At 65.1% G+C, this 21,724-nt stretch carries 22 protein-coding genes; 14 read left to right on the plus strand and 8 right to left on the minus strand.

Annotation, left to right across the window (positions count from 1 at the left end; all coding sequences use genetic code 11):
• Positions 1–186 precede the first annotated feature (186 nt).
• The 8 genes from ABCW42_RS15825 (at position 187) to asd (ending at position 8,330) form a co-directional block, all read left to right on the plus strand.
• Positions 187–885 carry a winged helix-turn-helix transcriptional regulator gene (locus ABCW42_RS15825; protein WP_423182083.1) on the plus strand — a complete coding sequence of 233 codons (699 nt, stop codon included), beginning with the start codon at positions 187–189 and terminating at the stop codon, positions 883–885.
• A 254-nt stretch (positions 886–1,139) separates the two neighbouring features.
• Entirely contained in the window at positions 1,140–2,111 is a 972-nt protein-coding gene (mshD, locus tag ABCW42_RS15830; protein ID WP_423182084.1) for a mycothiol synthase, read from the plus strand.
• Between the two features lie 102 nt (positions 2,112–2,213).
• Positions 2,214–4,463, plus strand: a complete 2,250-nt coding sequence (locus ABCW42_RS15835) for an RNA degradosome polyphosphate kinase (RefSeq protein WP_423182085.1) — start codon at positions 2,214–2,216, stop codon at positions 4,461–4,463.
• A 12-nt stretch (positions 4,464–4,475) separates the two neighbouring features.
• Positions 4,476–5,444 (plus strand): NUDIX hydrolase, encoded by a 969-nt coding sequence (locus ABCW42_RS15840; protein WP_423182086.1) that lies wholly within the window; start codon positions 4,476–4,478, stop codon positions 5,442–5,444.
• A 36-nt stretch (positions 5,445–5,480) separates the two neighbouring features.
• Complete coding sequence (locus tag ABCW42_RS15845) at positions 5,481–6,284, plus strand: thymidylate synthase (protein WP_423182087.1); 804 nt, start codon at positions 5,481–5,483, stop codon at positions 6,282–6,284.
• Positions 6,281–6,865 (plus strand): dihydrofolate reductase, encoded by a 585-nt coding sequence (locus ABCW42_RS15850; RefSeq protein WP_423182088.1) that lies wholly within the window; start codon positions 6,281–6,283, stop codon positions 6,863–6,865. Before ABCW42_RS15845 ends, ABCW42_RS15850 begins: the two co-directional genes overlap by 4 nt.
• Before the next feature lie 2 nt (positions 6,866–6,867).
• A complete protein-coding gene (locus tag ABCW42_RS15855) occupies positions 6,868–7,089 on the plus strand; it encodes an NF038396 family protein (RefSeq protein ID WP_423184918.1) in 222 nt (73 codons plus the stop codon).
• An 86-nt stretch (positions 7,090–7,175) separates the two neighbouring features.
• On the plus strand, positions 7,176–8,330 hold the full coding sequence (gene asd / locus ABCW42_RS15860; RefSeq protein ID WP_423182089.1) for an aspartate-semialdehyde dehydrogenase: 1,155 nt from the start codon (positions 7,176–7,178) through the stop codon (positions 8,328–8,330).
• A 100-nt stretch (positions 8,331–8,430) separates the two neighbouring features.
• On the opposite strand, the gene ABCW42_RS15865 is transcribed toward asd, so the two are convergent.
• Positions 8,431–9,549: a winged helix DNA-binding domain-containing protein gene (locus ABCW42_RS15865; RefSeq protein ID WP_423182090.1), complete on the minus strand. Its 1,119-nt coding sequence runs from the start codon at positions 9,547–9,549 to the stop codon at positions 8,431–8,433.
• A gap of 110 nt (positions 9,550–9,659) precedes the next feature.
• On the opposite strand from ABCW42_RS15865, the gene ABCW42_RS15870 reads away from it, so the two are divergent.
• Positions 9,660–10,130, plus strand: coding sequence for a hypothetical protein (locus tag ABCW42_RS15870; RefSeq protein WP_423182091.1), 471 nt, complete (start codon positions 9,660–9,662; stop codon positions 10,128–10,130).
• A 33-nt stretch (positions 10,131–10,163) separates the two neighbouring features.
• Here the strand turns inward: ABCW42_RS15870 and ABCW42_RS15875 are convergent, their stop codons facing one another.
• From ABCW42_RS15875 to ABCW42_RS15905, 7 genes are all read right to left on the minus strand, one after another.
• A complete protein-coding gene (locus ABCW42_RS15875) occupies positions 10,164–11,231 on the minus strand; it encodes a UDP-N-acetylmuramate dehydrogenase (RefSeq protein WP_423182092.1) in 1,068 nt (355 codons plus the stop codon).
• A gap of 101 nt (positions 11,232–11,332) precedes the next feature.
• Complete coding sequence (locus tag ABCW42_RS15880; protein ID WP_423182093.1) at positions 11,333–11,770, minus strand: MaoC family dehydratase; 438 nt, start codon at positions 11,768–11,770, stop codon at positions 11,333–11,335.
• A gap of 2 nt (positions 11,771–11,772) precedes the next feature.
• Positions 11,773–12,222, minus strand: coding sequence for an FAS1-like dehydratase domain-containing protein (locus tag ABCW42_RS15885; protein WP_423182094.1), 450 nt, complete (start codon positions 12,220–12,222; stop codon positions 11,773–11,775).
• 89 nt (positions 12,223–12,311) lie between these two features.
• A complete protein-coding gene (locus ABCW42_RS15890; RefSeq protein ID WP_423182095.1) occupies positions 12,312–13,820 on the minus strand; it encodes an FAD-dependent monooxygenase in 1,509 nt (502 codons plus the stop codon).
• A gap of 11 nt (positions 13,821–13,831) precedes the next feature.
• Positions 13,832–14,056 (minus strand): DUF3188 domain-containing protein, encoded by a 225-nt coding sequence (locus tag ABCW42_RS15895; protein WP_423182096.1) that lies wholly within the window; start codon positions 14,054–14,056, stop codon positions 13,832–13,834.
• A gap of 88 nt (positions 14,057–14,144) precedes the next feature.
• Complete coding sequence (locus ABCW42_RS15900) at positions 14,145–15,008, minus strand: HpcH/HpaI aldolase/citrate lyase family protein (RefSeq protein ID WP_423182097.1); 864 nt, start codon at positions 15,006–15,008, stop codon at positions 14,145–14,147.
• Between the two features lie 109 nt (positions 15,009–15,117).
• Complete coding sequence (locus ABCW42_RS15905) at positions 15,118–16,155, minus strand: LacI family DNA-binding transcriptional regulator (protein WP_423182098.1); 1,038 nt, start codon at positions 16,153–16,155, stop codon at positions 15,118–15,120.
• A 169-nt stretch (positions 16,156–16,324) separates the two neighbouring features.
• Here ABCW42_RS15905 and ABCW42_RS15910 point away from each other — a divergent pair, with 169 nt between their 5' ends.
• The 5 genes from ABCW42_RS15910 to ABCW42_RS15930 all read left to right on the plus strand — a co-directional run bounded on the left by ABCW42_RS15910 (position 16,325) and on the right by ABCW42_RS15930 (position 21,699).
• The gene (locus ABCW42_RS15910; RefSeq protein ID WP_423182099.1) at positions 16,325–17,506 is read left to right on the plus strand and encodes a Gfo/Idh/MocA family protein; all 1,182 of its coding nucleotides are present in this window, start codon (positions 16,325–16,327) and stop codon (positions 17,504–17,506) included.
• A 2-nt stretch (positions 17,507–17,508) separates the two neighbouring features.
• Positions 17,509–18,504, plus strand: coding sequence for a Gfo/Idh/MocA family oxidoreductase (locus tag ABCW42_RS15915; protein WP_423182100.1), 996 nt, complete (start codon positions 17,509–17,511; stop codon positions 18,502–18,504).
• A 287-nt stretch (positions 18,505–18,791) separates the two neighbouring features.
• The gene (locus ABCW42_RS15920; protein ID WP_423182101.1) at positions 18,792–19,865 is read left to right on the plus strand and encodes an ABC transporter substrate-binding protein; all 1,074 of its coding nucleotides are present in this window, start codon (positions 18,792–18,794) and stop codon (positions 19,863–19,865) included.
• Complete coding sequence (locus ABCW42_RS15925) at positions 19,865–20,788, plus strand: ABC transporter ATP-binding protein (RefSeq protein WP_423182102.1); 924 nt, start codon at positions 19,865–19,867, stop codon at positions 20,786–20,788. The genes ABCW42_RS15920 and ABCW42_RS15925 overlap by 1 nt, the downstream gene beginning before the upstream one ends.
• Positions 20,788–21,699, plus strand: a complete 912-nt coding sequence (locus ABCW42_RS15930; RefSeq protein ID WP_423182103.1) for an ABC transporter permease — start codon at positions 20,788–20,790, stop codon at positions 21,697–21,699. The genes ABCW42_RS15925 and ABCW42_RS15930 overlap by 1 nt, the downstream gene beginning before the upstream one ends.
• Positions 21,700–21,724 lie beyond the last annotated feature (25 nt).

A 21,724-nucleotide genomic window follows, 5' to 3' on the forward strand; every position in this document is an offset into this window, starting at 1 on the left:
AAAAGGGAACCGAAGGTGTCACTAATCCCTGACGTGGAAAGGGCTGTTAGGTATACTCGGTTGTCAACAGCGCTTCTAAAAGCACGGTTTCCGTTACAACGGGACCACGCCGGATACGAGGAGCTACCGGCCGGTGGAAACCCGGTTCAGACGCCCGATGATGCGCCGACCGCCCTTGGAGGAAATATGTCGCACATCCTGCTCCTGACGAACAGCACCGGCTCGTCGGTAGACATCCTGCCTGCGCTTGAACTCTTGAACCATCGCGTTCACATCCTTCCGGCGGAGCCCACGGCTTTGCTGGAAACGGATCCCACCGACGTCGTCTTCCTCGATGCGCGCAAGGACCTGGTGGGCGCGCGTTCGCTCACCCAGCTCCTGAAAGCCACGGGCCTGAGCGCCCCGATCATCCTGATCCTGACCGAAGGCGGCATGGCCGCCGTTTCCTCGGCATGGTCGGTGGATGACATCGTCCTCGATTCCGCGGGACCGGCTGAAGTGGAAGCCCGCATCCGGCTGGCCATGGCCCGCGCCGTCCCCGGCGAAGAGGAGCCGCAGAGCGAAATCCGGGCGGCCGGCGTCGTGATCGACGAGACAAGCTATACGGCGCGGGTCAACGGGCAGGCACTGAACCTGACCTTCAAGGAGTTCGAGCTCCTGAAGTACCTCGCCCAGCATCCGGGGAGGGTCTTCACCCGCCAACAGCTCCTGACCGAAGTGTGGGGGTACGACTACTACGGCGGCACCCGCACGGTGGACGTACACGTCCGGAGGCTTCGCGCCAAGCTTGGCCCTGACCACGAAAACCTCATCAGCACGGTCCGCAACGTGGGTTACCGGCTGACGCTCGTCCGGCTGCCGGAGGATGAACTCTCGGAGGCGTAACGCGCCGCGAAACCGACAATCACAAAGCAGGCCCGGACTCATGAAGTCCGGGCCTGCTTTCATGTTTTATTGCCGGCAGCTTCCTGCCGGGCAAAGTGGAGGACATACGGGTCGAACGTATCGAGGCCACCCCACTGGTGGATCCCCCTCGCATCCCGCTTTGCAAGCCGGACGAGTTATAGACCTTACACGGCCCGGGCGTCGCCCGCAAAATCCATCCCGCCAAACCGGCGCCGGACGTATAGCCTTGCAGCATGAGCCCTGCACACCCGGAGAACTGGCCCGTCCTCATTGTCAAAGGCGCCCCGGACGGCGAACTGCTGAGGGACATCAAAACCCTCGCGGCCGCTGCGGAAGAGTCGGACGGCAACCCGCCGCTGTCCGAACAAACCCTCGTCATGTTGCGCGGGGCTGACGCCGGCGACCACTCGCTGACGTCTCTTGCGCTCTACGCGCCGGACGAGCAGTCCGATCCGGTGAGCGGACAGGACCTGGCCGGGATCGCCGTCGTCGTTGAAGCTGAAGACGGAACCGGGGTGGTGGAAATGGCGGTCCACCCGACATACCGGAACCAGGGCGTCTCCGGGAGGCTGCTGAACTCGCTTCGTGACGAGCGCGGCTTCGAGGGGCTCACCGCGTGGTCGCACGGCAACCATGAGGCCGCTGCCGATCTCGCCGACCGTTACGGCTACGGTCCGGTGCGCGAGTTGTGGAAGATGCGCCTCATGTCCTCAACCGCGGAACTGCCCGACGTCGGGCTGCCGGACGGAGTCTCCCTGCGCGCCTTCGTGCCGGGACAGGACGAGGCCGCCTGGCTCGCGGCGAACAAGGCCGCCTTCTCGCACCACCCGGAGCAAGGTTCGCTCACGCGCGCGGACCTGGACGCGCGGATGGACGAGGATTGGTTCGATCCCGCGGGTTTCCTGCTGGCTGTGAACCGTGAGGGTGAGTTGCTCGGCTTCCATTGGACGAAGGTGCATCCGAGGCAAGGTCCGCATCCGGCCATCGGCGAGGTCTACGTGGTCGGCGTGACTCCCGCAGCCCAGGGCATGGGGCTCGGCAAGGCACTCACTGTCGCGGGAATCAGGTACTTGCAAGGCCATGACCTGCATTCGGTGATGCTGTACGTGGACGCCGACAACACGGCCGCGGTTGCCCTCTACCAGAAGCTGGGATTCGTACGCTGGGACGTGGACGTCATGTACGGGCCGTTAACCCAAATGTAACCGCAGGCATCGGCGAACCTGAAAGCTTGCGACATCTGGGTTTCCGGCACGTGGAATCCTTGTAGGGTTGAAGAACACCTGCTCTGAACGAAGGAGAGCCCGATGAATCCGGACCCGGTCGGAACCGCCAAAACCGAGGTCAAGGGCGCAACCTTGCCTCCCCGCTTCGGGTCATCCGAAGTCCCGGCTGCGCGGGCTACGCAGGACCGCATCGACATTCCGGAATTTGCGCCGTCTTTGGTCCCGGAAGGCGATATCAGTCCGGACCGTTTCCTGGACCGCGAACTGAGCTGGCTCGCCTTCAACGCACGCGTCCTTGAGCTCGCCGAGGATCCGGACCTCTTCCTGCTGGAACGGGTCAACTTCCTGTCGATTTTCGCCTCGAACCTGGATGAGTTCTTCATGGTGCGCGTCGCGGGCTTGAAGCGCCGCATCGCCACCGGGCTCGCGGTGCCCTCCCCCGCCGGCCTGAGCCCGGTCGAAGTCCTGGAACAGATCGGTGAGGCCGCCCAGAAGCTGCAGGAGCGCCACGCCCGCGTTTTCGCCGAGCAGATCCGCCCGGCCCTGGCTTACGAGCACATCCACCTGATGCGTTGGGACGAGCTCGACGACGAAGCGCAGCACCGCTTGAGCATCATGTTCGGCGAGAAGGTCTTCCCGATCCTCACCCCGCTCGCGGTTGATCCGGCCCACCCGTTCCCCTACATTTCCGGCCTTTCCCTGAACTTGGCCGTCATCGTCCGGAACCCTGTGAGCGACAAGGAACTGTTCGCCCGCGTCAAGGTTCCGGACCAGCTGCCCCGGCTCATCTCCATCGACGGACCGCGCGCCGGTGCCGTCCCTGGCCGCGTGGCCCGTTTCATCGCCCTTGAAGAGGTCATCGCCGTCCACTTGGACAAGCTGTTCCCGGGCATGGAAGTCATGGAGCACCACACCTTCCGGGTTACCCGCAACGAAGACGTCGAGGTTGAAGAGGACGACGCCGAGAACCTCCTGCAGGCGCTCGAGAAGGAACTGCTGCGCCGGCGTTTCGGCCCGCCCGTCCGCCTCGAGGTCACCACGGACATCAACCCGAACATCCGGGCCCTCCTGGTCCGGGAACTCGGCGTCGAGGAGTCCGAGGTCTATTCGGTTCCGGCCCCTCTGGACCTCCGTGGGTTGTCGGTCATCGGTGGGATCGACCGTGCGGACCTGCATTACCCTAAGCACGTTCCGCACACCTCCCGGTACTTGAACGAATCCGAGACCTCCAAGGCGGCCAACGTCTTCGCGGCCATGCGTCGCCGGGACATCCTGCTGCACCACCCGTACGACTCCTTCTCGACGTCGGTCCAGGCCTTCCTGGAGCAAGCGGCCTCCGACCCCAAGGTCCAGGCGATCAAGCAGACCCTGTACCGCACGTCCGGCGATTCCCCGATCGTGGACGCCCTGATCGACGCCGCCGAGGCCGGCAAGCAAGTCCTGGCGCTTGTGGAAATCAAGGCCCGCTTCGATGAGCAGGCCAACATTTCCTGGGCCCGCAAGCTCGAGCAGGCCGGCGTCCACGTGGTCTACGGCATCGTGGGACTCAAGACCCACTGCAAGCTTTCCCTTGTGGTCCGCCAGGAAGTCGATGGCCTCCGCCGCTATTGCCACATCGGTACGGGCAACTACCACCCTCGCACGGCTCGGTACTACGAGGACCTTGGGCTGCTGACCTCGAACGAGCAAGTGGGCGAGGACCTGTCCAAGCTCTTCAACCAGCTTTCCGGCTACGCGCCCAAGTCCACGTTCAAGCGGCTCCTCGTTGCCCCGCGTTCAGTGCGCTCCGGGCTCATCGAGAGGATTGAAACCGAGATCCGCAATGCCCGGGCCGGTATCCCGGCCAGGGTCCAGATCAAGGTCAATTCCATGGTGGACGAGGCCATCATCGATGCCCTCTACCGGGCTTCCCAGGCGGGCGTGAAGGTCGATGTGATTGTCCGCGGCATCTGCTCCCTCCGCCCCGGGGTGCCGGGACTGAGCGAGAACATCACTGTCCGCTCCATCCTCGGCCGTTTCCTCGAGCACTCGCGCGTCTTCGCGTTTGCCAACGGCAGCGAACCCGTGGTCTACATCGGTTCCGCGGACATGATGCACCGAAACCTCGACCGCAGGGTGGAAGCCTTGGTCCAGCTCGCAAGCCGCGAAGACACCGCGGAGGTCCTGGAGCTGTTGGACCGCTACCTGGACCCCGCTACGGCGAGCTGGCACTTGGACAACGAGGGCAATTGGACCCGTTTCCACCTGGACGGCGACGGCGAACCACTGCTGGACATCCAGTCCTGGCTGCTTGCATCCAGGTCCCGCCAACGCGCAGTTGCCCGGCGGTAGGCAGCGACGAAGTTGAACAGCGATACGCCTGTTGCCGACCAAACGGACCATCCGGGGGAACCAATCGCCGTCACGGCGGCCGGCGCCCTTCCTTGGCGCGTCACGAGGGGCTCCCTTGAGGTCCTGCTGATCCATCGGCCCAAATACGACGATTGGTCCTGGCCCAAGGGCAAGCTCGATGTGGGAGAGACGATTCCGGAGTGCGCCTCCCGGGAGATCAGGGAGGAGATCGGCCTCGAGGCGCCCTTGGGGATCCCTTTGCCCCCAACCCATTACCATGTGGCGGCGGGTTTGAAAGTAGTCCATTACTGGGCCATGCGGGTCAACGGTTCCACCATCAAGCCCGACGGCGATGAAGTGGACGCCTACTTGTGGGCCGCGCCGGACAAGGCAGCGCGGTTCCTGAGCAACCCCACGGACCTCGCACCCCTCCAAGCGCTGGAAAAGGCGCATCTGAACGGGGAGCTGGAAACCTGGCCCTTGATCCTCGTTCGGCACGCCAAAGCCAAGCCCCGGTCCTCGTGGACGAAGGCGGAAGGCAGCCGTCCGTTGGCAGTGACCGGACTGCGCCAGGCCGTCGCGGTGGAGCGGCTCCTCGGAGTGTGGCGTCCTGGCCGTGTCATCAGCAGCCCATGGACCCGCTGCGTATCGACCATCGCCCCCTATGCGAGGTCCTTCGGCGCCAAGGTCAAACTCGTGGACGCCCTCACCGAGCACAGCCACCAGCGCAGCCCCAAGAAGGCCGCCGCCGTCGTCGAGGGCTTGTTCGATAAGCAGCGCCCAGCAGTCGTGTGCACCCACAGGCCCGTCCTTCCCACGATGTTGAAGGCACTCGCCGAGCACATGGGACCGGAACTCGCGGGCGCATTGCCCACGCAGGATCCGTACTTGGCCCCGGGCGAGATGATCGTGTGCCACGTGGCCCAGGCCAACAGCCAACGCGTGGTGGCCGTGGAGCAAATCAAAGCTTTCGACGACTGAAGCGCGCTCCCGCAACAGCTCAAGTAAGCTTGTTGCGTGAGCATCCCAACCCCCTATGAAGACCTCCTGCGCGACGTCATGGACGGCGGAACGCACAAGTCGGACCGCACTGGCACGGGCACGAGAAGCGTCTTCGGCCGCCAGATCCGCTTCGATCTTGGCCAGGGATTCCCGCTGGTCACCACCAAGCGGGTTCATTTCAAGTCGATCGCGCTGGAGCTCTTGTGGTTCCTCCGGGGCGAGTCGAACGTGAAGTGGCTCCAGGAGCAGGGCGTCACCATTTGGGACGAATGGGCAGATACCGACGGCGAACTCGGCCCGGTCTACGGCGTCCAGTGGCGTAGCTGGCCGACTCCCGACGGCGGCCACATCGACCAGATTTCCGAGCTCATGAAGGGGCTTGCGGCCAACCCGGACTCCCGGCGCCACATCGTCTCGGCCTGGAACGTGTCCGGGATCAAGGACATGGCACTGCCGCCGTGCCACGCGTTCTTCCAGTTCTACGTGGCGGACGGCAAGCTGTCCTGCCAGTTGTACCAGCGCTCGGCGGACATGTTCCTCGGCGTCCCCTTCAACATCGCCTCCTACGCGCTCCTGACGTGCATGGTGGCCCAACAACTCGGGCTCGAACCCGGGGACTTTGTCTGGACCGGCGGCGACGTCCATGTGTATGACAACCACGTGGAGCAGGTCACGGAGCAGCTCTCCCGCGAGCCGTACGAGTATCCGCAGCTTCGCTTCACCCGCAAGCCGGACTCGATCTTCGACTACACCTTCGAGGACTTCGAAGTGGTCGGCTACCGGCACCACCCCTCGATCAAGGCACCCGTGGCAGTATGAGCACCCAGGAAAACTTCCCCCAGGGCCCTCCCTCCGAAGGATCCACTGAACCCGCGGCCGGCATCGGCTTGGTGTGGGCGCAAACGGCCCGTGGAGTGATCGGCAAGGACGGCACCATGCCGTGGCACGTCCCCGAAGACTTGAAGCACTTCAGCTCCCTGACAAAGGGCCACCCCGTCATCATGGGCCGCAAGACGTGGGAGTCGTTCCCGGAAAAGTTCCGCCCATTGCCCGGCCGGACCAACATCGTGGTGACCCGGCAGGAGAACTGGGCGGACTCGCCCGAGGCAAGTGGCGCCGTCGTGGTTTCTTCCCTTGATGCCGCCCTTTTGGAGTCCCAATTCGCGCCCGGCAACGGAAACGTCTGGATCATCGGCGGCGGCGAGATCTACCGGCAGTCGATGGACATCGCAGATGTCGCCGTGGTTACGGTGATCGATTCGGATACCGACGGCGACACTTTCGCCCCGGACTTCGGCGCGGCCTGGAGCCTGGAGGCGACCCAACCCGCCGAGGGCTGGCTGACGTCCAGCAACGGCACCAACTACCGGATCGCCACGTGGCGCCGGACGGAAGACTGATGATGCTGAAGAAACCCGAGACGCTGTTCGTGCTGGGCTACATGCTGCTGCCGCTTTTCGCTTTGTTGTCCGCGATCATCGGCCTGACCATGATCCTCGGCGGCAACAAGATCCTGGGGCTCATCGTGCTGGTGGTGGTCACCCAGGTCTTCACGTTCGGGGCGTTTTACGCCTTGCGGGCCCGCAAAGCGGCGATGCTGGAAGAGCCCGACGCCGGAAAGTAGTACCGCTGCTCCGCTACGCGGGTGCCGCCCCGGGTTGGTGACGTAACCGACAGCGGTCCGGCGTCCCGAAAGTTTAGACTGTTCAAATGACTACAGCAGCTAATCCGTCCGTCGGACTGGTCGGTTGGCGTGGCATGGTCGGTTCCGTCCTGATGCACCGCATGCAGGAAGAGGGAGACTTCGCCACCATCAACCCGGTATTTTTCTCCACCTCGAACGCGGGAGGTGCCGCGCCCACCCTCGCTGGTACAGCAGAGGGCAGCACAGGCAAGCTCGAGAATGCGTTCGATATTGAGACGCTTGCCAAGCTGCCGATTATTGTCACCGCCCAAGGCGGCGACTACACCAAGCAGGTGCACGGAGAACTCCGCGGCCGAGGCTGGGACGGCCTGTGGATCGACGCCGCGTCCACCCTGCGCATGAACGACGATTCCATCATCGTCCTGGATCCCATCAACCGCGATGTCATCGACGAAGGCCTGTCCTCCGGAGTAAAGGACTACATCGGCGGCAACTGCACGGTCTCGTGCATGCTGATGGGTCTCGGCGGCCTCTTCAAGAACAACCTGGTGGAGTGGGGCACTTCCATGACCTACCAGGCCGCGTCCGGCGGCGGCGCCCGCCACATGCGGGAGCTGCTCAACCAGTTCGGGACCCTCAACCGCGAGGTCAGCAGCGAACTGGAAGATCCCGCTTCAGCCATCCTGGAAATCGACCGCAAGGTCCTGGCAACCCAGCGCACCGGCGTGGACGCCACCCAGTTCGGCGTACCCCTCGCAGGATCCCTGATCCCCTGGATCGACGCCGACCTCGGCAACGGCCAGTCCAAGGAAGAATGGAAGGCCGGGGTGGAAACCAACAAGATCCTCGGCACCGGCAAGGGCACCGAAGGCAAGGACCACATCGCCATGGACGGCCTCTGCGTCCGCATCGGCGCCATGCGTTCCCACTCCCAGGCCCTGACGCTCAAGCTGCGCGAAGACTTGTCCGTGGCAGATATCGAGAAGCTCCTGGACACGGACAACGAATGGGCCAAGGTGGTTCCCAACACCAAGGAAGCGTCCATGGCGGACCTCACCCCCGTCGCCGCATCCGGAACCTTGGACATCCCGGTCGGCCGCATCCGCAAGCTTGAAATGGGTCCTGAGTACATCAGCGCCTTCACGGTGGGCGACCAGCTCCTCTGGGGTGCGGCCGAGCCGCTGCGCCGCATGCTGAAGATCGCCACCGGCACGCTCTAGCCGGTATCGCACCTACATCGGCCCGCTGCCTCCAACGAGGCGGCGGGCCGATGGCGTTTAAGGCTTGCGGCCCGGCTGGCGGTTTCATTGACCGTTCCCGTCACCGTTCCATGAACCGCCGGTACTTCGCTGCCTGGATTTCGAAGGAACGCCGCGCTGCCGGGCTTAATCCGTCCGCCACGAAAGGCTCAGCTTCAACGGCGGCGCTGCGGCCGTTTCCGGTCCGCGCCCAGGTACCGACTATTTCCCCGCCGGACACGATCATCCGTTTGAAAACGCCGTTGCCACCCGGGACCACCTTCTCGAAATGTACGGGCGGCAGGACGAGGCTCCGGTCCGTGTACCCGAGCAGGAATTCATCGAATCCCGGCAAGGCGAGCACGGTGCGCGCGCCGGGAACGCCGTCGTCGAGCAGCGCGGCCGTTTCGTGCGTGAGCCAATAGGACACGTCGCCGACGGCGAGCTCGACAAGTTCGGACCGGATCGCCTCGTGCGCGGCCTTGACCTCGGCCTTGGGGATCCGGGTCCACCAGGCGAAGTCGGAAAGCGTAGCCGGACCGTGGCTGCGCAGGTACGTGAGCAGGAACTCGGCGATCCCCTCCTCGCGGTCCACCGCCCGGGATCCCGGAATCCACTCATCGAAGGCCACGAACAGCTGCTGCCCAAGCGCCTTGCCGCCCATACCCGCGGGCGGTCCCTGCACCAACCACGCGTTCTGGCAAAGAATCCACAGCAAGTGGATGCCGCGCTGGGCAGCGGTTGGCTGGCCCGCGGATTCGAAAATCTTGAAAAGTTCCTCACGAGTGGCACCGGGGCTGCCGGAGACGCGTTCCAAGGCGAGGTCCCGGCACACCCCGATGTCGGCTTCCGTGATGCCGAGTTCCCGGTGGCGCGTCGCGGCCGAGCGCATGATGCGATCGGTGGTGATCGCGAGGATCCAGCGGAGGTTCCGGGGCGGAACAAGGTGCAATGTTCCACGCATGGGCCAGGAGCGAACTACCGTGCCGTTTTCCAGTGACTCGAGGACGTTCGAAAGCCCTGAACGCGGAACCCGCTGCCCCACAGCCCAAAATGCCGAGGCGAGGTCCTGCGCCTGCATGGCGCCCATCCCGGACACGCAGTCTTCCACGCTTGAGAATCCGCCGAGCAGCCGTTGGCTCGCGAGACGGAGCCTGCCGACGACCTTCGGGGTGACATGGACCTTCGCCAAAGCTGCCATGCGCTCATCATAGGCTGGCTGGCGGACAGCTTCAGTCCTCGATTCAGGTACCTGAGCAACTCCCATGGCACTCCCAGCGGCCTTCCAGCGGGCCCTTTTAGGCTGAGGGCATGCTGTTCGGTGAGTTGGGTCCGTTACTCCGGCCGCTCAGCCGTCGGCTAGCGGCCGCCGGCTGGTGCGCTGCCGCCGTCGGGCTTGTCTGCGGCTTGGCCATAGCCGTTGGTGCGGGAGTGCGGTTGTCGCCCTCCATGGAAACCGTGCAGCAAATCGGTCTCATCGCAACTGGTGCCGCGGCTGTCTTCCTCGGTCTGGCAGCCGCGTGCCAGCCTTCAGGCGATCGGGAAGTCGACAACCCGGAATCGGGTTTCCAAGCCAGCGCGGCCGACCAGGTGCGCAGCTTCCTGCTCGCCGCCGTCGTGATGCTCCTCGGCGTGGTCGGCTTCGCGACCGCCGGTTGGATGTCCCCCGGCGGACCCTCCCCGCAGAGCGTCGCGTTCAGCCAGATCTTCCTCCTGGGGGCGTCCAGTTGCGGGCTGACTTTCCTGCTCCTCAACAAAGTCCTGCACATCGGAAAACGCTGAGCGGTTCCTGAGGGGCGCTTTTTGTCGCGCGACTTACAGCGCCACGCCGATCAGCAGCGGCTCGGGGTGCAGTTCGATGCCAAAGCGCTCGACGACGCCGCGGCGCACCTCGCGTGCGATCGCCACCATGTCCGAAGCCGAGGCCCCGCCCCTGTTGGTGATAGCCAAGGTGTGCTTGGTGGACAGCGACGCCCGGCCGCCCGAAACGCTCGCGGGATCCAGGCCGAAGCCTTTCCCAAAACCGGCCTGGTCGATCAACCACGCCGCCGAAAGCTTCACCAGGCCATCGGCGCCGGCCGGATAACGCGGGGCGGAGCCGGGAAGCGATTCCGAAGCCGAAGCCGGAACGATCGGATTGGTGAAGAAGGAACCGGTGGAATAGGTATCGCGGTCCGCGGGATCCAGCACCATTCCCTTTGAGGCGCGCAGGCGGAGCACCTCGCGGCGCACGTCGTTTGAATAGGCACGTTTGCCGGCTTCGACTCCCAGGACCTTCGCAAGCTCCGCATAGCGGATGGGGGCGCTCATCCGTCCGAGGGGCAGTTGGAATTCAACCGTCAACACAACGTAGCGGGGTGAACCGTCCACCGTGGTCTGCTTGAGGATTGAGTCCCGGTAGCCGAACTTGAGCTCGGAGTTCGTGAACGTCTGGACCGCGTTCCGCTCGCGGTCCCATGTGCGCACGGCTGCGATGGTCTGTGAAACATCGGCGCCGTACGCCCCCACATTCTGTACCGGGGTGGCACCTGTGGCGCCCGGGATGCCGGAAAGGGCCTCCAGCCCGGACCAGGCGTGCAGTACGGAATGCTCCACGAGCGAGTCCCAGTTGTGCCCGGCCTGGACCACCACGGAGACGCCGCCGCAGCTGTCCTCGGAATTCACTTCGAACCCCTCGGAAGCGATCTTGAGCACCGTGCCCGAGTACCCGTCGTCGGAAACCAGGAGGTTGGATCCCCCGCCGACGATGAGCAGGCGCTCCCCTGCCGCGTCTGCCGAACGGACGGCGTCGATGATTTCCGCTTCGCTGCGCGCCTCCACGAAAGCGCCGGCAGGGCCGCCGACTGCGGAGGTGGTCAGGTCGGAAAGCATCGTTTGGATCACCCAACCAGCCTAGCGGGGATCCACCGCCCCCACCGACCGCATCACGGGCCACCGCGCCAAATCCGTCGCGGTGGCGCCAGATGCCGGTTCTTTCAGCGCGCTCAAGCGAGCTTCACAACGGCCTGGGACTTCATCAGGACTTTCTGGCCGCCGAACGTGACCGTCAGGTCAATGCGCGCGGTGCGGGCATCGCCGTCGAGCGCGCCCACCACTCCGGCCACTTCAATCACGGCGCCCGGCTCGCTCGTTCCGGTGGTGTCGGTGACCAGCACCGGTTTGGTGAACCGCGTCTGGTAGTCGACGACGGCGGCAGGGTCGCCGGCCCAGTCGCTCACCAACTGCACAGCGGAACCCATCGTGAACATGCCGTGGGCGATGACTCCCGGGAGCTCCACCGACGCGGCGAAGGATTCGTTCCAGTGGATCGGGTTGAAGTCGCCGGAGGCACCTGCGTACTTGACGAGGTCCTGGCGGGTGACGTCGATGCTCCTGCTGCCGATATCCTGGCCGACCGCGAGTTCTTCAAATTTCAAAGCCATGGTTACTGCCCCTCTCCGCGGACCAGGATGGACGAGATGGTAGTGGCGACCGGACCGCCGTCGGCGTCGGTGATTTCCGAACGCGTGGTGATCATCGCCCCGCCGCCCATCGCGCGGACGCCGTCGACGTGCAGTTCTGCCCGCAGTTGGTCGCCCGCGACGATCGCGCGGTGATGGGTGAAGCGCTGGTCGGCGTGGACCACGCGGCTGAAATCGATTCCGGAGTCGGGGTCTTCGATCAGCCGGGCATCGGCACGCTGGGCGACGATGATGGCGAAGGTCGGCGGAGCGACGAGGTCGCTGTGGCCGAGGGCCTGGGCGGCCTCGACGTCGAAATGGGCAGGGTGCGTGGCCTTCACGGCCCGGGCGAATTCCCGGATCTTCTCGCGGCCGACGTCATACACCTCTGCGGCAGGGTAGCTGCGGCCCTGCAAATCCGGGTTAATTGTCATGCTTCAACCCTATCGGGCCGGGACAGGCCGGTTGCCGCGTTACGGCCCGGTTGGCCCACGCCGCGGGCGGACTCACCCTGCGGGCGGGCTTACCGCGCGGGCGGACCGAACCAAGTGGCCAGTGCCTCGGCGAGGCCCTCGCTGGTGCCGTTCCCGACCCAGGCGACGTATCCGTCCGGCCGGATCAACACTGCATCCGGGGCGCCTACGTCCCCAATCACCGGGAGCTCCCATGCTCCAGCGAACTCGGCGTCGACAAGCTCCACGCGATCCGCCCACGCGGCGGCGTCACCGCCGTCGAGCTTGAACCGGGGCTCGCCCAGGTTGAGCAGCACGGGCCGGGCCCGGTGCAGGAGGGTGAAAACCCGGACGGGCCCTTCGGCAGTGGTGACCTCAAGATCCGGCATGCGCCGGCCGAGCAAGGGATGCCCCTCCTCCGGGCCGTAGTGGACATCGAGTCCGGACATCATGGCGGCGAACTTCTTGCGTGGCTCTTCCATGCCGAGGAGCTCCGCGATGACGTCGCCCACGGCTTTGATGCGGTCGTCGGGGCGGCGGAGCGCTACTTGCGCCATGGTGTTTCGCAGGACGCGGGCAGCAATGGGATGGCGCTCGGCATGGTAGCTGTCCAAAAGGGCATCATCCGAGCTGCCCTTCACCACCTGGGCGAGCTTCCATCCCAGGTTCATGGCGTCCTGTACACCGATGTTGAGGCCCTGCCCGCCGTCGGGAGCATGGACGTGCGCCGCATCGCCGGCGAGAAGGACGCGGCCGTTCCTGTACGTCTCAGCTTGCCGGGTGGTGTCCGTGAACCTCGAGATATAAGTGGGATTGTGGGCGCCGTAGTCGGTCCCGCAGGCCGCTATGAGTGCGTTGCTGAGGTCGCCCAGGGTGGGTTCGTTCGTGTGGTGGGCATGTTCCTCGGTGACCATGACGCCCACGGGTCCGCCGTCGGCGTATTCCACTTCGCCGTCGCGGATCCGGTACTCGGACTTGCCGAAGGAATAGATGCCAAAGGGCCCGCGGTGGACGCCGAACTCCGGATCCTCCGTCATTTCGACGTCGGCGATCAGGCTGCTGGTGGTTGGATCCCAGCCGGGAAACCCGATTCCCGCCGCTTTGCGCACCAGGCTCCGACCGCCGTCGCACCCCACAAGGTATTGCGCACGCACGGACTGCCCAGTGGAAAGTTCGACGTCGACTCCGGACTTGTCCTGGCTGAAGCCGAGCACTTCCACCCCGTAATGGACCTTGACTCCCAACTCACGGGTCCATTCGGCCAGGATGCGCTCAATGTGTTTCTGCCACAACCCGAGCCCGTAGTTGTGCCGGGTGGGAAATTCGCTGATGTCCAGCTTGACGCCGGCGAAGCCGGCCACTTGGGCGGTTTGTCCCTCGGCAAGGAAGCGATCGGCAATTCCGCGCTGGTCGAAGGCTTCGATGGTGCGCGAATGCAGGCCACCGGCCCGTGAACCGGCAAGATCCTGGTTGGGACGCCGCTCGACAACGAAGGCATCAACACCTGCCAGGGCCAGTTCGCCCGCGAGCGTGAGGCCAACGGGACCGGCCCCGGCAATCACCACCGCATGTCCGGCCACCGCCACCTCCGCTACTTTTTCAGGCCCTTGCGGATTTGTTGCCCGCGAACCACCATGCCCACCACGTGGAGTACCAGCCCAAGCCCGATGACCGCGAGCGACGCGTCAGCGAGCCCCTGGTTGTGCGAGGTGTTACCGATGATCGTCAGGATAATCCCGACGGCGATAAGCCCCATCGCGCTGAAAACCAGCGTCTTGTAGGTGGTGGAAGCGGTGGCCCAGAATTCGTTCAGCACCAGCCAAGTTTAGGCCACAAGCCTGGTTTGGGCGGACACTCGTGCACATCGGGCAGGAGCGTCCGCCGAAAACCGGCTGCGAAAGGAACTACAGCGAGGGCTGCACGCCGAAGGCGACGGCGAGCTTCATGATCTTCTCCGCGCGGCCAAGGCGCGGGAGGTCCGAACCATCTCGGATGACGCGGCCGTTCGCTTCGAAGTCGCTCATGAAGTCGGTTGCCCAGGCGACGTCCGACGGCGTGGGGCTGATGACCTCGTTGATGACCGTAGTCTGGTCGATGGCCAGGCAGAGCTTGCCGGTCATGCCCATGGTCACGGTGATGCCGGTCTGTTCACGCAGGATCGGGTGGTTGGTGCCGACGGTCGGGCCGTCGATGGGGCCCGGCAAGTTGCCGACGCGGCTCGCGACGACGAGCTTGGCCCGCGGGTAGGCCATGGCTTCGGGAGTTGCGGCCATGCCGGTGTCGCGGCGGAAGTCACCGGAACCGAAAGCGAGGCGGAAGGCGCCTTGGGCACGGGCGATGTGGTTGGCTTCCTCGATGCCGAGCGCGGATTCCACAAGGGCGATCACGGGGATCTTGCCGTCCATGCGGTGGAAGGACTCCGTCACCTGGTCTGCGGACTCGGTCTTGGCCAGCATGACGCCGAGCAGGCCGGGGGTGCCGCGGAGACCGGCAAGGTCATCGGCCCAGAACGGGCTCGTGGCGTCGTTGATGCGGACCCATGCCTGGCCGCCGCCGGACAACCAGTTGATGACGTTCTCCCGGGCGGTGTCCTTCTGGGAGGGGTCGACGGCGTCCTCGATGTCGAGGATGATGGCGTCCGCGCGCGAGATGGCTGACTGGTCGAAAAGCTCCGTCTTCATAGCGTTCACGAGGAGCCAGGAACGGGCGATATCGGCAGGAATGTTACGGGTGGACCGAATGGACTCGGCGGCGGTGCTAGACGTCATGTATATACCGTATCCGCCCGGCCGCCGGGAACGCGAAGAATCGGGCACAGGTGTGAGTTTCACGACGAACAAATCAAATGTGACAGGAACCCACGGTCCCTGCGATTGGTCACTTACCGGCCGGCGGGGCCGCGGTGGATCCCCGCACTTCGAGGGTGGCCGGGACGAGGTGGATCCGCTGGAGCTGCACCGGCGCCTCAAGCCGCTCCGCAAGGAACCGCCCGGCTTGGACGCCGATAGCGAAGTTGCCATTGTCCACGGAGGTGAGCGAGAGGTGGCGGATCCGGGAAAGGTATGTGTTGTCGTAACCCACCACGGAGAGATCCGAAGGCACGTGGAGGCCTTGGTCCGCGGCCGCTGAAAGTGCACCGATCGCGGCGATGTCGTTGAACGCGAAGATTCCGGTGGGCCTCTTCCTCCGGACCAGGAGCCGGCGTGAGGCCGCGTAGCCGCTTTCTTCGCTCATGCCGCCGGTCTCGGCGAATTCTTCCGGATCGAGTCCGGCATCGATCATGGCCTCGCGGAAACCGGCGAGGCGCAACTGGCCGATTTCTCCCGGTCCGCTCAAGTGGGCGATGTGGGTGTGTCCGAGGTCGATGAGGTGTTGTGTCGCCGCGCGGGCACCCGCGGCATCGTCGTTCACCACGATGTCCACATTGGGAAGTTTCGGATCGCGTGTACCCGCGAGGACCACCGGGATCACTTCGGCGGCCGCTTGGATTGCTTCGAATTCGGGCGTCGTGCCGACGACGACCAGCCCGTCGATGCCTTGTTGGACCATTGCCTCCACCGAACGCCGCCCGACTCGCTGGTCGGTGTAACTATCTGCGAGGACCGGTGACAAGCCCGAGGCGTGCAGCGTGGCGGTGAGGGCTTCCAGGACGTCCACGAACCAAGGGTTGCGGAGGTCATTGAGCAGGACGCCGATGGTATCGCTCTTGGTTCTCGACAACCCGCGGGCGTGGGCGTTTGGCTTGTACCCGAGCTCGGCGATGGCTTCGAGCACCACCATCCGGCGGGCGTCGCTTACGTGCGGAGCGTCGCGGAGCACGAGGGACACCAGCGATTTGGACACCCCGGCGCGCTCGGCGACGTCACGGATGGTCGGCTGCCGCGGCGATCGCGCGCCGGCGTCGGGCTCGGGCATTTCGTCTCCTTAGGTCGAATCCAAGTGTAGGGCTTGCGCTCCCCGAATCGCCGGCGCAATATAGAACGGTCTAAATTTGTCCAAATTACCTCGCGTGCCACGCCTTGCCGCAAGTAACAGCGGTAAAGCCATGGCCGGGGAGCACAGCCGCACACAACAAAGGAGCACCGTGATCGAGCTAGAAGGACCGCGCCTTCGCGCCGGAATGGTAGGAGGTGGACAGGGCGCGGACATCGGGAAAACCCACCGCTTCGGCATGCGCCTGGATGCCCGGTACTCCCTGGAAGCAGGAGTATTCGGCCGCGACGCCGAACAGTCGGCACGGATAGCAGGGAGCCTCGGGATTGCTCCCGGGCGGAGCTACGCCGGCTACGCGGAGATGGCGGAGGCCGAGGCCAACCGCCCGGACGGAATCGACGTCGTAGTGGTTGCCACGCCGAACGACAGCCACTTCCCCATTGCAAAGGCCTTCCTTGAAAACGGCATCGCTGTGGTGTGCGAGAAGCCCCTCACGGGTGACTCGGCGAGCGCCGCCGAACTCGTGCGGATCGCGGCCGAACACAACACGATCCTCGCCGTCCCGCATTGCTACTCCGCCTACCCGATGGTTCGCGAGGCCGCCCGCATGGTCCGCGACGGGGCGCTGGGGCGCATCACCTTCGTGGACGTCGAGCACGCCTCAGGCTGGGCCGCCACGCCCTTGGAACTCACCGGGCACAAGCAGGCCTCCTGGCGCACGAATCCGGACATCGCCGGTTTCCCCAGCGTTGTGGCCGACCTCGGCACGCACGCCTACCACCTGGCCCGCTACATCACGGGCCTGGAGGCGGAGGAGCTCGCCGGCCAGCTCCACACGTTCGTTCCTGGCCGCCAGGTCTTCGACAACGCGACAGTGTCTTTGCGGTTCGACGGCGGCGTGCCCGGCCGGATCTGGGCCAGCATGGCAGCCACAGGGCATAACCACGGCCTGCGCATCCGGATCTTCGGCGATGCCGGGAGCCTCGAATGGCAACACGAGGACCCGCACCACTTGTCAGTGCAGGATCTCGACGGCGCCACCATCATCCTCACACACGGCCTCAGCACGCTCTCCGACGACGCCACACGGCTCACCCGGGTGGGACTTGGCCACCCCGAAGGTTTCCTCGAAGCTTTCGCGAATTTCTACCTCGACCTCGCGGACGAACTCGCAGCGCGCCGTGACGGCAAAGCCAGCACCATCCGGGAATTGTCCTTCCCCACCGGCATCGATGGGCTCCTTGGCGTGCAGTTCGTCGAAGCCGTTGCCGCATCACACGCCAACAACGGAGCCTGGACCGTCCCGTCCGGCGCCATCAGCCAGGAGGTCTGACCATGCAACGCTTCGCCCTGATCGGCGCCGGATTCATCGGAACCGTGCACGCCGCCAACCTCGCCGCGAATCCGGACGTGGACTTCGCGCTCGTGTACGACGTCGACCCGCAGCGGGCGGCGACGGTCGCCGGATCGTTCGGTGCCGCCGTCGCGCACAGCTTGGATGAGGTGTTCGACGCCGGGACGGTGGACGCCGTGTTCGTGGCCTCCTCGACGGACACCCACGCGGAACATGTGCGGCGGGCGGCGGATGCGGGGATCGCGGTGTTGTGCGAGAAGCCGATCGACCTCGATCTTGCCCACGCGAACGAAACCGCCGAATACGCCGCACAGCGCTCGACGCGGGCCATGGTGGATTTCAACCGCCGCTTCGACCGGGACTACGCCGAACTGAAACGGATCGTGGATTCGGGCGAAATCGGCAGCGTGGAACTCATCCAGCTTTCGAGCCGCGGACCGGCGATGCCTCCCTTGGAGTACATTGCCGTTTCGGGCGGACAGATGCGCGACCAGGCGGTGCACTTCTTCGACCTTGCGCGTTGGATTGCCGGCATGGATCCGGTGGAGGTCTTTGCCACGGGATCCACGATGGCCGAGCCGCGGCTGGCCGACTACGGCGACGTCGACACGTCCGTGGTCAGCCTTCGCTTGCCCGGCGGCGCGCTGGTCCAGATCGACTGCACCCGCCGCACGGGCTACGGCTACGACGAGCGCATCGAGGTCCTTGGTTCCAAGGGCATGGCGGAAGCGCGGCGGCACCGCAACGGCAATGTGTCGCGGTACGGTGCCGGCACCGTGACCGACGACGGCCTCCACCCCGGCTGGTTCGAGCGGGTCAAACCCACGTATGCGGCAGCACTGGCCGCTTTCGTGGACGCGCTCGAGAAAGGCACCCCGATCACGCCTTCGCTGGAAGACGGACTCAAGGCGCAGGCCATCGCCGAAGCGGCCACGCGGTCCTTGGCCAGCGGACGGTCGGAACCGATCGGGTATTAACCCAGCCGTGCTGCCAAACCGCAAGGGGCGCGTGAGAAAAGGAGTCCAAAACCAGCGTTAAAGGCCCGCTCGGTTCACGAAACTCAATAGGAAGACACCGGGGGACATTGTGTCCCCCGGTGTCTTTGAATTTCCCGGAATTGCGCCCGGTTTCCCCCGGTTTCCCGCCGTTTCCGAGCGTTACCGCCGGGCTTTCCATCCCTTCCGGAGATGCGATTACATCGTTCCCACCGGCTTTCCAGCCGGGTTCGGACCAACGAAATCCATTCCCCAGAAAGTAGCTCCCCATGAAACTGCAACTGCCCCTGCTAAGCGTCGCGGCCGCCGTCGTACTTGCGCTGACGGTGACCGGTTGCGGCGGCTCGGCCCAGGCAGGAGACCAGCCCGGCAGCACGGCGAACGGCCAGCCGGAAGTCAAGGTACTCCGCTACCAGGGCTCGGCCAACAACGTGGGCCTCGCCGAGCTCGCCCAAGACCTCGGCTACCTGGGCGACATCAAGCTTGACTGGGTGGGCAACACCATCAGCGGCCCCCAGGACATCCAGTCGGCAGCCACCAACCAGACCGACTTCGGCGGAGCGTTCGCCGGAGCCGTGGTGAAGCTGGAGGAAGCCGGCGCTCCCGTCACCGCCGTCGTGAATTACTACGGCGAGGACCAGAAGACCTTCAACGGCTTCTACGTCAAGGCCGACAGCCCCATCAAGGCACCGCGTGACCTCATCGGCAAGAAGATCGCAGTCAATACCCTCGGCGCCCACTCCGAAGCGGTCATCAACACCTACCTGACGAAGAACGGCCTCAGCCAGGACGAGATCAAGCAGGTCCAACTGGTGGTTGTTCCGCCCAACGACACCGAAGAAGCGCTGCGCCGCGGCCAAGTGGACGTCGCGTCCCTCGGAGGGGTCCTGCAGGACCACGCGATCGCCGCGGGCGGCCTCCGTTCGCTCTTCAACGACTATGAGCTGTTCGGCACCTTCGCCGGCGGGCAGATCGTGCTCCGCAACGACTTCATCGCCAAGAATCCGACCACCGCCAGGATTTTCACCACGGCTGTGGCGAAGGCGATCAAATGGGAAACCGAAACGCCCCGTGACGAAGTGATCGCCCGGTTCAAGAAGATCATCGACGCCCGCGGACGCAACGAAAGCACCGCAAACCTGCAGTACTGGAAGAGCCCGGGCGTGCCGGACAACGGCGTGATCAAGGACGAGGACTTCAGCCGCTGGGCGACCTGGCTCAAGACCGCAGGAATCGTCAAGGGCGATCTCACGCCGTCGAAGTACTACACGAACAAGTTCAACGACTTCGCGAACGGCGCTTCCAGCAACTCCACCCCCAGCACCGCGAGCAAGGGATCGTGATGACCGCCAAAATCAGCCTCCAAAACGTCAGCAAGAAATTCACCGTCCGCGCCGGAAAGGGACCCAAAGGCCTCAAAGGCGGCGCGAAAGAAGCAACCATCCTGACCGCGCTCGACGCACTGAGCCTGGATGTGCGCGACGGCGAGTTCCTCACCCTGGTGGGGCCAAGCGGTTCCGGCAAGACCACCTTGCTGGACCTCCTGGCCGGTCTGTCCACGCCCACCTCCGGCGAGGTATTGGTGGACGGCCGGCCGGTGACGGGACCCGGGAAGGACCGCGCCGTGGTTTTCCAGCAGTACGCGCTGTTCCCGTGGCGCACTGCCTCCGCCAACGTCTCGATCGGACTCGAAGGCAAAGGCCCGGATGGCCGCAAGCTTACTCGCCGCGAGCGCGCCGCCAAGGCCAGCGAATACCTCGCGTTGGTGGGTCTGGCCGGCTTCGAGGACCGCTTCCCGCACGAGCTCTCGGGCGGCATGAAGCAGCGCGTGGCCATCGCGCGGAGCCTCGCTTACGAGCCCGACGTGTTGCTCATGGATGAGCCTTTCGCCGCTTTGGACGCGCAGACCCGCGAACAGCTCCAGGACGAACTCCTGCGCATTTGGCGGGCGACCGGCAAGACGATCGTGTTCATCACCCACGGGATCGACGAGGCCGTGTACCTGGGACAGCGGGTCGCCGTCCTGAGTGCCCGCCCGGGCCGGCTCAAGGAAATCGTGGACGTGGACATTCCAGACCGCGACGGCGACGAGGACGTCCGCTCGCATCCCGCCTTCGTCGAGCAACGCCACAAGGTCTGGACATTGCTCCACGACGAGGTCCGCGTGGCCCAGGACGCCGGCCACCGAAAGATCCTGCCCGACGGAACCGCTCCCGACGAAGCACCGAGAAGCAACCCGTCAAACCTTGAAAGGAGTGCAGCCTGATGAGCACCACACTCACCCGCCAACCCGCCGCGGCCACCGCGCAGGGCCAGCCTCCCGCCGTCGGGAGCCACAGTCTGTCCAAGGCGGCAAGCAAGCGTACGACGGCGGCCGCCACCTTCCTGCGTGCCGTCGCCTCCCGCCTCGGTTCGGGCGCTTGGAAGGCAGCCGGGATCCTGGCGTTCCTGGCCCTGTGGGAGCTCGGTCCGACGTACCTCGCGGACTCGTCCACGAGGGTCTTCCTGCCGCCGCTGCACGACGTCCTCGGCGCGTGGGGCAAGCTCTATGAATCCGGAACCATCCAAGGACACTTGGCAGCGAGCCTCACGCGCTCCGTAACCGGATTCGGTGCAGCCCTCGTTGCAGGCATTTCCCTCGGCTTGCTGATTGCCTGGTACCCGCGGCTTAACGCCGTCCTCAATCCGCTGCTGGAACTGTTCCGCAACACCGCCGCGCTCGCCCTGCTCCCGGTCTTCACGCTGCTCCTGGGCATCGGCGAAGAATCCAAGATCAGCATTGTGGCTTACGCAGCGTTCTTCCCCGTCCTGCTCAACACGATCGCCGGAGTGAAGACGGTGGATCCCTTGCTCATCCGGGCCGCGAAGTCGCTTGGACTGAACAGCTTCCGGCTCTTCCAGAAGGTCATCCTGCCCTCGGCCGTTCCCACGATCTTCACGGGCATCCGCATGGCGGGGACCGCGTCCATCCTTGTGCTCATTGCCGCGGAAATGGTGGGCGCCAAGGCCGGTCTCGGCTATTTGATCGTGAACGCCCAGAGCAGCTTCCTCATCCCGGACATGTACGCGGGAATCCTCACGGTGTCCTTGCTGGGCCTTGCCGTGAACTTCCTGCTCGTCGCCTTGGAACGGCACTTCTCCCGGTGGCGGACCGCCGTCGGGGCCGCTTCCGCCTGATACCCGCACCACCAAAACCCACAAA

Origin of the sequence: Arthrobacter sp. NyZ413 (genome assembly GCF_049390645.1) — a bacterium.
Taxonomy (GTDB): Bacteria; Actinomycetota; Actinomycetes; order Actinomycetales; family Micrococcaceae; genus Arthrobacter.

What these genes read in the sequence shown, in the direction of transcription:
- ABCW42_RS15825 (WP_423182083.1), top strand. Translation starts at nt 187, where the DNA reads ATGTCGCACATCCTGCTCCTGACGAACAGCACCGGCTCGTCGGTAGAC.
- ABCW42_RS15930 (WP_423182103.1), top strand. Translation starts at nt 20,788, where the DNA reads ATGAGCACCACACTCACCCGCCAACCCGCCGCGGCCACCGCGCAGGGC.
- ABCW42_RS15865 (WP_423182090.1), bottom strand. Translation starts at nt 9,549, where the DNA reads ATGGCAGCTTTGGCGAAGGTCCATGTCACCCCGAAGGTCGTCGGCAGG.
- ABCW42_RS15850 (WP_423182088.1), top strand. Translation starts at nt 6,281, where the DNA reads ATGAGCACCCAGGAAAACTTCCCCCAGGGCCCTCCCTCCGAAGGATCC.
- ABCW42_RS15900 (WP_423182097.1), bottom strand. Translation starts at nt 15,008, where the DNA reads ATGACGTCTAGCACCGCCGCCGAGTCCATTCGGTCCACCCGTAACATT.
- asd (WP_423182089.1), top strand. Translation starts at nt 7,176, where the DNA reads ATGACTACAGCAGCTAATCCGTCCGTCGGACTGGTCGGTTGGCGTGGC.
- ABCW42_RS15905 (WP_423182098.1), bottom strand. Translation starts at nt 16,155, where the DNA reads ATGCCCGAGCCCGACGCCGGCGCGCGATCGCCGCGGCAGCCGACCATC.
- ABCW42_RS15925 (WP_423182102.1), top strand. Translation starts at nt 19,865, where the DNA reads ATGACCGCCAAAATCAGCCTCCAAAACGTCAGCAAGAAATTCACCGTC.
- ABCW42_RS15885 (WP_423182094.1), bottom strand. Translation starts at nt 12,222, where the DNA reads ATGACAATTAACCCGGATTTGCAGGGCCGCAGCTACCCTGCCGCAGAG.
- ABCW42_RS15915 (WP_423182100.1), top strand. Translation starts at nt 17,509, where the DNA reads ATGCAACGCTTCGCCCTGATCGGCGCCGGATTCATCGGAACCGTGCAC.
- mshD (WP_423182084.1), top strand. Translation starts at nt 1,140, where the DNA reads ATGAGCCCTGCACACCCGGAGAACTGGCCCGTCCTCATTGTCAAAGGC.
- ABCW42_RS15835 (WP_423182085.1), top strand. Translation starts at nt 2,214, where the DNA reads ATGAATCCGGACCCGGTCGGAACCGCCAAAACCGAGGTCAAGGGCGCA.
- ABCW42_RS15870 (WP_423182091.1), top strand. Translation starts at nt 9,660, where the DNA reads ATGCTGTTCGGTGAGTTGGGTCCGTTACTCCGGCCGCTCAGCCGTCGG.
- ABCW42_RS15880 (WP_423182093.1), bottom strand. Translation starts at nt 11,770, where the DNA reads ATGGCTTTGAAATTTGAAGAACTCGCGGTCGGCCAGGATATCGGCAGC.
- ABCW42_RS15920 (WP_423182101.1), top strand. Translation starts at nt 18,792, where the DNA reads ATGAAACTGCAACTGCCCCTGCTAAGCGTCGCGGCCGCCGTCGTACTT.
- ABCW42_RS15855 (WP_423184918.1), top strand. Translation starts at nt 6,868, where the DNA reads ATGCTGAAGAAACCCGAGACGCTGTTCGTGCTGGGCTACATGCTGCTG.